Annotated in this window: 2 protein-coding genes; both read left to right on the top strand. The window is 59.8% G+C overall.

The genetic code is table 11. The annotated features are described in order from the left end of the window. A partial coding sequence (locus IY392_RS03050) for a cytochrome P450 (RefSeq protein WP_194860466.1) occupies positions 1-984 on the top strand: 984 nt, incomplete at its 5' end. After that, a partial coding sequence (locus IY392_RS19665; RefSeq protein WP_375292885.1) for a nucleoside-diphosphate sugar epimerase/dehydratase occupies positions 981-1,066 on the top strand: 86 nt, incomplete at its 3' end. The genes IY392_RS03050 and IY392_RS19665, both read left to right, overlap by 4 nt.

Raw genomic sequence — 1,066 nt, forward strand, 5'->3', positions numbered from 1 at the left:
ATCGCGATGGACCCACCGCGTCACGACTTGCAGCGAGCAGCTGTGCAGGGGGTGGTGGCGCCTAAGAACCTGCGCGAGATGGAGACGCTCATTCGGTCTCGGGTTCGCGAGGTACTAGACGACTTGCCGGTGAATCAGCCGTTCGACTGGGTCCAGACTGTCTCGATCGAACTGACAGCTCGAATGCTCGCGACGCTCTTGGACTTCCCCTACGAGGAACGTCGCAAACTCGTGTACTGGTCAGATATTGCAACTTCGTTCGAGGAAGCGAACGGTGGTCCTGCGGACCTCGACGAGTCGTTCGACGGAATGCGCGAGATGGCGAGCGGTCTGAGTTCTCTGTGGTACGACAAGAAGGCTCGGTTAGCAGAGGGGGAGGAACCCGGTTTCGACCTGGTCACCATGCTGCAGAGCAACGAGAACACCAAGGATCTGATCGACCGCCCGATGGAATTCATGGGCAACTTTGTGCTGTTGATCGTCGGAGGGAACGATACGACCCGGAACTCGATGAGTGGTGGCGTTCTGGCGCTGAACCGGTTCCCAGACCAGTTCGAAAAGCTCAAGTCCAACCCTGACCTGATCCCCAACATGGTCTCCGAGATAATCCGGTGGCAAACGCCGCTGGCCTACATGCGCCGAATCGCCAAGACTGACACTATCTTGAACGGTCAGTTCATCCGTAAGGGTGACAAGGTCGTGATGTGGTACGCCTCAGGCAACCGCGACGAGCGTGTGTTCGAGCGGCCCGATGACTTCATCATCGACCGGGCCAACGTCCGCAACCACATCTCCTTCGGGTTCGGCGTACACCGGTGCATGGGCAACCGACTGGCCGAAATGCAGCTGCGGATCCTCTGGGAAGAGCTGCTCCCCCGCTTCGAGAACATCGAGGTCGTCGGCGAACCCGAGTACGTGCAGTCCAACTTCGTTCGCGGCATCAGCAAGATGATGGTGCGCCTCACCCCGAAATCCGGCACATGACATCGCAGCGAGCCCTCATCATCGGTGCCAGCCATGCCGGAGCCCAACTCGCGGCGAGCCTACGGCAGGACGGGTGGAGCGG

The sequence above is a fragment of the Dietzia sp. SYD-A1 genome (assembly GCF_015356725.1).
GTDB lineage: Bacteria > Actinomycetota > Actinomycetes > Mycobacteriales > Mycobacteriaceae > Dietzia.